Source organism: uncultured Paraglaciecola sp. (genome assembly GCF_937123705.1).
GTDB lineage: Bacteria > Pseudomonadota > Gammaproteobacteria > Enterobacterales > Alteromonadaceae > Paraglaciecola.
The window spans coordinates 1-8,730 of record NZ_CAKZKO010000127.1 but is presented as its reverse complement, the minus strand read 5'-3'; the positions used below and the strand labels follow the sequence as shown (position 1 = coordinate 8,730).

At 43.9% G+C, this 8,730-nt stretch carries 7 protein-coding genes; all 7 read right to left on the bottom strand.

The window, feature by feature from the left end; translation table 11 throughout:
- On the bottom strand, window positions 1-3,172 hold a 3,172-nt coding region (locus Q0688_RS15705; protein WP_299078850.1), incomplete at its 3' end, for a CusA/CzcA family heavy metal efflux RND transporter.
- Window positions 3,165-4,511, bottom strand: coding sequence for an efflux RND transporter periplasmic adaptor subunit (locus Q0688_RS15700; protein ID WP_299078846.1), 1,347 nt, complete (start codon window positions 4,509-4,511; stop codon window positions 3,165-3,167). The genes Q0688_RS15705 and Q0688_RS15700, both read right to left, overlap by 8 nt.
- Window positions 4,504-5,793: a TolC family protein gene (locus Q0688_RS15695; RefSeq protein WP_299078843.1), complete on the bottom strand. Its 1,290-nt coding sequence runs from the start codon at window positions 5,791-5,793 to the stop codon at window positions 4,504-4,506. Before Q0688_RS15695 ends, Q0688_RS15700 begins: the two co-directional genes overlap by 8 nt.
- Before the next feature lie 211 nt (window positions 5,794-6,004).
- The gene (locus tag Q0688_RS15690) at window positions 6,005-6,358 is read right to left on the bottom strand and encodes a hypothetical protein (protein ID WP_299078841.1); all 354 of its coding nucleotides are present in this window, start codon (window positions 6,356-6,358) and stop codon (window positions 6,005-6,007) included.
- Between the two features lie 269 nt (window positions 6,359-6,627).
- Entirely contained in the window at window positions 6,628-6,903 is a 276-nt protein-coding gene (locus tag Q0688_RS15685; protein WP_299078839.1) for a hypothetical protein, read from the bottom strand.
- A gap of 127 nt (window positions 6,904-7,030) precedes the next feature.
- Window positions 7,031-8,137, bottom strand: coding sequence for a JAB domain-containing protein (locus Q0688_RS15680; protein WP_299078837.1), 1,107 nt, complete (start codon window positions 8,135-8,137; stop codon window positions 7,031-7,033).
- Between the two features lie 17 nt (window positions 8,138-8,154).
- Window positions 8,155-8,730, bottom strand: a 576-nt coding sequence (locus Q0688_RS15675) for a toprim domain-containing protein (RefSeq protein ID WP_299078835.1), incomplete at its 5' end; no start/stop codon positions are given.

The window sequence follows — 8,730 nt, the reverse complement described above, 5'->3', positions numbered from 1 at the left end:
GATTTGGTTGTAATTGGTTTGCGTCAATATCTTGTTGTTTACGTTTTTCCTGAAATTGCAGGGCCAAACTGTAGATAACTGGAAATACCAGTAGGCTCAGTAAGAGTACGGTAACCATGCCACCCAACACAGGCGCAGCAATACGATGTGTGACATCTGCACCACTACCAGTAGCCATCATAATGGGCACTAAACCTATCATGGTAGAAAACGCAGTAATTGCAACAGGCCTCACACGCATGGCAGTGGCTGCTTCGACCGCTTCACGGATTTCTGCGGAGGATAACAGTGTTTGTTTTTGCCGGCGCAATTTGGCAATTTCAATATCAATAAAGTTTAATACCATCACCCCGGTTTCCGCTGCAGTTCCAGCCAGTGCAATAAAACCAACATAAACAGCAACAGAAAGGTTAAACCCGAGTAGATAGACTAGCCATATGCCGCCGACAAGACCAAAGGGAATAGTTAGCATCACAATAATGGGTTCAACTGCATTACGAAAGATAAGGTATAGCAGTAAAAAGATAAGCATCAGTGTGAATGGCACCACAATGCGTAGTTTTTCTGCAGCGCGTTCCATGTATTCAAACTGACCCGACCAGCTAATGGTGTAGCCAGCAGGAAGGACTATCTGACTGGCTACCAGCTGCTGTGCCTGGGTTACAAAACCGCCTATGTCGGAGGTTTTTAGATCCACATAAATCCAAGCATTAGGACGCGCATTTTCACTTTTAATGGCGGGTGGACCACGTCTCAAGTTGAGATCAGCCACTAGTGACAACGGAATCTGAGCACCCGTTGGGGTTGGGATTAACATACGTTTAAGGCTTTCCTGGTTGTCACGTAATTCTCGTGGATAGCGCAAATTAACTGGATAACGCTCCAATCCCTCGACGGTTTCAGTGATGTTCATGCCTCCAATGGCACTTTGAATGACATCTTGTACGTCACCAACGGTTAAACCGTAACGTGCAGCTGCGTCACGTTTGATATCAAAGTCCAAATAATATCCCCCGGCAGCGCGATCACCGAAAGCGGATAGTGTTTCCGGCATGGTTTTCATCACTTGTTCAATTTGTTCAGATAAACGTTGTAATTCATTCAAGTCAGATCCGGAAACTTTGATACCAACAGGTGTTTTAATCCCGGTTGATAGCATATCGATACGTGTTTTTATGGGCATCGTCCAGGCGTTGGCTACACCTGGGAAATTAATCGCTTGATCCATTTCGGCCACTAACTCCTGGGAAGTTTTGTTTGGATCAGGCCACTCTGATTTGGGTTTAAGTCGTATGGTCGTTTCTATCATTGACAGTGGCGCGGGATCTGTAGCAGTCTCAGCTCGCCCAATTTTTCCGAATACATGATGTACTTCAGGAAAAGTTTTAATAATTTTATCCGTCTGCTGTAGCAGCTCTCTGGCCTTAGTGATGGAAATCCCTGGAAATGTACTGGGCATGTAGAGAATATCACCCTCGTCCAACGGCGGCATAAATTCACTGCCAATCTTGGACAACGGATAAAGGGTTGAAGCCAGTAATAGTATGGCCAGCATTAATGTGATTGACCGCCAGCGCATGGCCAGTTTGAGCACTGGAGAGTGAATAAAATGTAAGAACCGATTAGCCGGGTTTTTTCTCTCTGGAATAATTTTTCCGCGAATGAAATAACCCATTAATACGGGTACAACCGTAATGGTTAACATGGCCGCAGCTGCCATGGCATAAGACTTGGTATAAGCCAGAGGACTAAACATACGCCCTTCCTGTGCTTCCATAGCAAAAATGGGTATAAACGAAACGGTAATAATTAGTAATGAAAAAAACAATGCGGGCGCGACTTCACGTGAGGCCGTACCAATGGCTTGCCAGCGTTCACTTTCAGTCAGTTCGGCTTTTTTCTTTGCAATTGCTTCACTGATATGTTTGTGAGCGTTTTCCACCATCACGATGGCACCATCAACCATATCACCAATGGCAATGGCTATACCGCCCAAGGACATGATGTTGGCATTAATGCCTTGCCATTTCATGACAATAAATGCCATTAGTACAGCCAGTGGTAACGTGATTACGACGACCAATGATGAACGCAGATGGAGTAAAAACAAACCAACCAGTACACAGACAATGATTAGTTCCTGAATCAATGCAGTATTCAACGTCTCCACTGCTTGTTCAATTAAATCACCGCGATCATAAACAGTAACAATTTCAACACCTTCTGGAAGCCCTTGTTTGAGTTCTTCCAGTTTTTCACGCACCCCTAGTATGGTCGCCTGCGCATTATCGCCATAACGCATAATGACGACACCACCGGCTACTTCGCCTTCACCATTTAACTCTACGATGCCACGGCGTAGCTCTGGACCAATTTGAACATGTGCGACATCTTGTATGCGAATAGGGGTGCCATTATCATCAAACCCTACCGGAATGCTCCGAATATCTTCCAGAGAGCGAATATAGCCCGGGCTACGCACCATATATTCCGTTTCAGCCATTTCAATTAGTCGTCCGCCAACATCGTTATTCGAACGTTTAATGGCACGTTTTACTTTGGATAAAGGTATGCCGTAGGCAAGCAAGGCATTAGGATTAACTTCTATCTGATATTGTTTGACATGACCGCCGACGGATGCGACTTCTGCCACGCCCGGAACAGTTTGCAATGGATATCGCAGGTACCAATCCTGAATGGAACGTAATTCAGCCAGATCGTGTTTACCGGTTTTATCGACCAGCGCATATTCATAAACCCAGCCAACACCGGTCGCATCCGGTCCCAATGATGGACTAACACCTTGCGGCAGCCGCTCGCTGGCATAATTGAGGTATTCCAGTACCCGCGATCTGGCCCAGTACATGTCGGTATCATCGTCAAAAATAATATAAACGAACGATAGCCCAAAGAAGGAATAGCCACGCACCACTTTGGCATGAGGGACTGCCAGCATGGCCGTGGTCAACGGATAGGTGACTTGGTCTTCGACTACTTGGGGGGCTTGCCCAGGGAATTCAGTAAACACAATAACTTGCACATCTGACAAATCAGGAATGGCGTCTAATGAAATATTTTTAAAAGACCAGAATCCGGCCGTGGCTAGTATAACAACTGCCAGTAGAACTATAAATCGGTTATTCAGAGAACCATTAATGATGGCGTTAATCATGTTGATGCCCCCCCTGTTCTATCTGTAACGGGTTGGGTTCTTCGGGTTTTTGTATTCCTGGATTCATCATTTTGGTGGTGGCTTCACGCAGACTGGATTCAGAATCAATTAAAAACTGAGATGAAATGACAATTTCTTCGTCTTCTTCGAGTCCTTCCAGAACAATCACTTTTCCATCAGACGCGATGCCTGTTGTAATAGTGCGCGGTTCAAATTTACCCGCACTGCGTACCACGAAAACCTTGTCACGGGTGCCTGAACGGATGATTGCTTCGGACGGAATCACTAATGCACTTGTTTGCTGGCCGGCATAGATCGATACTTCAGCGAACATTTCAGGTTTTAATAATAATTCCGCATTATCAAATTCCAGACGTACTTTAATTGTTCGCGTTTTTGCTTCGGCATATGGATAGATGAAAGCCAGATGTCCTCTGAAAATACGTCCAGGAATCCCTGCTAAATGCATTTCAACCAGGTCACCCTGTTTAACCCAAGACAACTCATTTTCGTAGATATCGGCATATACCCAGACTGTAGATAAATCAGCAATCATATAAATTTCGGTAGCAGGGGTTACATACTGGCCTTCACGCGCACCAATATTGACTACAATGCCGGATGTTGGGCTGTGAATATGCAGACTTTCATGGATATTATGATCCTGCGTCAGATGACGCAGTTGATGTTCAGGAACATCCAGTAGTCTTAGCCGTTTACGTGAACTACTTACCAGCTCTTCTGCACCTCGGCGGATATCTTCAATTGGACTTTGTTCCAACGCGTTGAGGCTGTTTAAGGCCAGGATGTATTCTTGTTGGCTGACGACCAGTTGCGGAGAATAAATACTGAGTAGATCTTGATTTCTCTTGACCTTCTCACCCGTTTTATCCACACGCATCGTTTCAATCCAGCCTTCTACCTTAGGGTGTAAACGTACAATGCGTTCTTCATCATAATCCACACGACCGACTGCCCGCACGATATGTGACAGAATATCTTTTTTTACGATTGCGGTACGTACACCCATATTTTGCTCAGTGACGGGATCAACACTGACGGTACCCAGCGGCGGGCTGTCAGCATCTGTATCATCGTCACCGTAAACTGGTACATAATCCATGCCCATTGAATCTTTTGCGGGAACAAGAGAAGTAGCCGATGGGTTCATGGGACTGCGATAAAATAGCGGCTCCTTAATTTTATCTGAATGGACAGTTTGTCCGTTATCTCGCTGAGATTTTGTAATGCTTGGTTGTATGTGGCTAGCGTACCAATAGCCACCACTGATACCAATAACTAACACTAAAACAGCATTTATTATTAACGACTTATTCATAAATTCCTTCCTCGCCGACAGCGGCCGTTAAATTAGCCAAAGCCTGATTGGCTTCTGCAAAAGCATTCCAGTACTGCAGTTCATGATTTAATAAAGAGATCTGACTGCGAACCAGATTCAGAAAATCAACTTGACTCACCTGATAGCCAGCCAACATAGAAGCTACCGTTTGCTTTGCTTGAGGAATAATGCCTGTTTTGAACAATATCACTTGTTCTTTGGCACGTTGGAAATCACTGTGGCTTTGTGAGATCTGGGTACGTACTCGATTCCATTCATCTTGTAATATATATTTTTGTTGTAGCAATTCACTGTTACGTTGATCCACCGCTTTGGCTTGTTTTCGGTCAAAGAAGATCGGGATGCTCATACTCAGATTCAGTGTTAAAAGATCTGCTCGATCTATACCCGTGGGGCGGTCACGACGGAAACCGTAAAAAGCCCCTAATTTAAAATCCGGGTAATAGTCTTTCTTGGCCAAATCTACACGGGCTCGTGCGGCATTGATAGATTCATGTTTCGATGCCAGCAAGGCTCTGGAGTGCTCCGCCTGCTGGAACAGTGCAGTTTCTGAAAGAATAGTCGGTAATTGTTCTGCTATCTCTTCAGGTAACTTTACCGGCTGATTGGCGGCTTTATCTAGTAATGCATTCAATTGGGCAACAGAATTACGTCGTGCACCCTCCAGTTTAAGCTGTTGATCCAACAAATTGGACAACTCCAATTGTGCCAGCAAGATATCTTGTTGCAATCCTTCGCCCACTTCATATTTAGTGCGGGTGATCTGAATAAATTGTTTTAATAGTGTTTGGTTATTTTTTACGATCTGCAAGGCATGATCCAGGTAAAAAACTTGCCACCAAACTTGTTTGACATTACTAAGCAACCACCATCGGGCTTCTGTTACATTTTTCAGGGCCGCTTCCGCTTCAAAAGTTGCTGCTGCGCTACGTAGTGCAAGTTTCCCAGGAAAAGGCATCGCTTGAGAGATGCCTGGTCCAATGAGCGTCATATCTTCTTGTCCAGTGTTGAATGTATTTACAGGTAGGTTCCTGGCGTTGAAACTGATTATAGGATCAGGCAAGGTGCCCACTTGTGATGGAATAGCAGCCATTGCTTCGGCACGCGCTCGCATTTGCGCCAGATCTGGATTGTTCTGGACCGCCAATTCTGTCGCTGCTTTAAGAGTAAGAACATTTTGTCCTGAACCAGCAGTAGCAGCGTTTACAAGTAGTAGTACGCCCAAAGAAACGCAAGTGAAAAAAATGAATAATTGCGACATAAATACCTCGTATTCTTGGTATTGAAACTTAAAGCGAATGGTATTCCCATCCATGAAAGCTATTGAATGAGTTATATCAATGTATCTAACCAGGGGGATGAACTTACTTGTAGGCTATTGGTTTTAATCTGCTACAAGTAAAGATCGTCGAGCCCAGTTTAGGCACGTACTTATCAATGCTGTGGATATATGGTGATGCGTGCGGCGGAACTTAAGCGAGAGGAGGGCGTTGAGGTTGCTCAGGAATGAAAGAGATAGAATTAGGTATAAATAAAACTGTGTGGGAAGAACTATTGGAGGGAGTTGCTGTGGGGTGTGCGGATGTAATGACTGTGCTGCAACTTGCATGACATATTGTGTTTGCCTCACATTCTTGGTTAGAGGGCATCTTGTTATCTTTCGGTTGCTCATGACCAATAGTGTGAAGGTGATCATCAATTACGGTGATAATGTCGGTATTTAATGTACTGGCATTTTCTTCATGTGCACACAGTGGCACTGCAGCAGCCAATGCTCCTTGCAGCGGTAACCAAAGCATGATTAAAATCAGAAAATATCTACGCACTATAGCAACCCGTTCGTTATGAATTTTATTTATGAACACAAAACATGTAATATCTTTACATTAATGCATCGTTCGTGTCAATTATATTTATGAGTGTGAGGTAAAAAATCCCTATAGTAGTGTATTGGATGCTTTGAAGTTTTTCATGATTCCACGGGCCTTCCATCTATTTTTTCACTACCCCAAGATCAAATAACGGTTCTGCAGTGAATATTTGATATTTTAAATAAACTTTACCAATATTGATCCGTTAGTCGAACCAATTTCGGTTAGCGGTCATGTATCCAAGCATATTCAGGGGGCGTATTCACCGTTACCACATAAGCCCGCTGTTCATTATTTCTTTCTGCTAATAACCCTTGAATCACCATGCTCTTATCCAACTCTACCCAGTGGGATTGTTTCTCTTGGTCTTTTTCCATAAATTGGTCAGCAACAATTAAAACCGGCCTTGGACGCCAGGGTTTCCATTTACCACTTTGAATAGAATTCAACCGCGCCCAACCGCCGTTGGGAAACTTAACGATTGACTCATTCTTACGCATACCCCACGTAACCCATGTAACATTCCCATCCCGTAAGCGCACAGGCAAACGTGCACCCGGTTGTGGAAAAAAGACTTTCTGATCCTGGTATTCAATCCCGCCACACATATAATTTTAGCCGCTATAATTAACGACCACGACCTCCGCGTTTAGCTTTAAAGCCATCATCCTTAATAGTCGTTCGAGTATTTCCGAATAGCCCTGCTCCTGCATCATTCGTAATGTTTGGAGAAACTCCCATTGTCCGCAAAGTATTTTTGGCTTTTCCATCCCCTGAAATCATCACAACATCGCTTAACACCCCACTCTCAACAGCTTTGATAAATTGAGGATGATTTAGATTGTCAGCATCAGTGACGGCAAACACTGTATTTATACCAGAATGACGTGCAAAGTTACGTAGACGGGCATGTAAGACGCGGTCTTTTTGTTGAAGAATAGACAATGGCATTTCGCTTATTGAGTGCACAAAACCGGTTGTATTTATGCCAATTAATGCAAAGAACTCATCCTTTTGTTTTAGCAACTGTCCCACATGCGCTAATTCAGATGTGCTGGTGATTTTCATTTGGAGTAAATCATGATCTTTATAGGGTTTGTTTGAATGCCCCCCTGCCAACCCATCCATATTACTTATCAGTTCAACATTTCCGTTCTTCTCGATAGTGCTATATTCATTTGAATTGATAACAACATGACCTTTGAAGCCAGGAATACTCTTAGCAATCTCAATCGTTAATTTGATATCAGCATCTGATGGTTTTGAATGCCCTGTTGGGTGATTGTGTAACAACCAATAGCCATCAGCCTCTACCTGTTTATGCGTTCGCCTGAAATGTTCTAGCGTATTCTTATCCAGATAAACAGCACCAGGCAACCTAGAACTCACTGCCGTATGATGAATGATCTGCTCATCCTTTACAAAGAAAACCCTGAATGTCTCAAAGCGCGGATCACGCACTACTTGCGCTAATACAGCCAAGTCATCTTCTGACTTGACCACTCGGCCTAAGAGTCTTGATCCGCCTTGTTTTTTAAAGTCTTTGGCGAAAGCAGAACCAAGTAGGGAGCCGCCTGCCCATCGAGCGTGTGATTCGAGAAGTTCTGTGTAGGCGCTCTCGCCGGTTTCTTTTTGTTTTTCGGTTGTGCCGGGACGGGTTTTAATTTTTTCATAAGGATCACCTTCATCTTGACGGGGTAGGTTTCTTGAAATCCTCGATGTATTAACGTTCATAATGCACCTCCTTATGATTAAATGGAAACTACACGCTTGGTTTTCTTTGTCTTAATCTGATCTTGTATCTGTTGCCGCTTTGCTTCCACGATAGCTTTATCTATCACGGGCTGTACTTGACGTTTAACAGCCGAACGTCCTAACTTGCTTCTATTGCCAAGATCATTAAAATCGCTCAATCCAGATGAGACTTTTTCACCTGGCGCAAAGACTGGCAAAACCGCTGTTCCATTAACTAATGCAGCTGCTTCCAACGCCTTTCCCTTACCCGGATTTTTGCCATTCTTGGCTTCTTGAGCATGGTCATCATCCCCAGCGATAATGATGGGTTTGCCTGGATATTTGTCATGTAATTCTTTGGCTACTTTTGATAAATTACCTGAGTCAAAAGCCGCAACAACTGGCTGACCAAGCGCTTGTGATAAGGTATCTGCGGTCGCATAACCTTCAGCAATCACAATGGCAGGTGTCGTTTCTAGTGCGCCAATATTATTAGCGCCATTGACCACATAAAAATTCCCTTCCTTTTTACTGCCCGTTGCAAAATACTTAGTACCGCCCGACTGTATGGTCTGCACTGACCATATTTCATT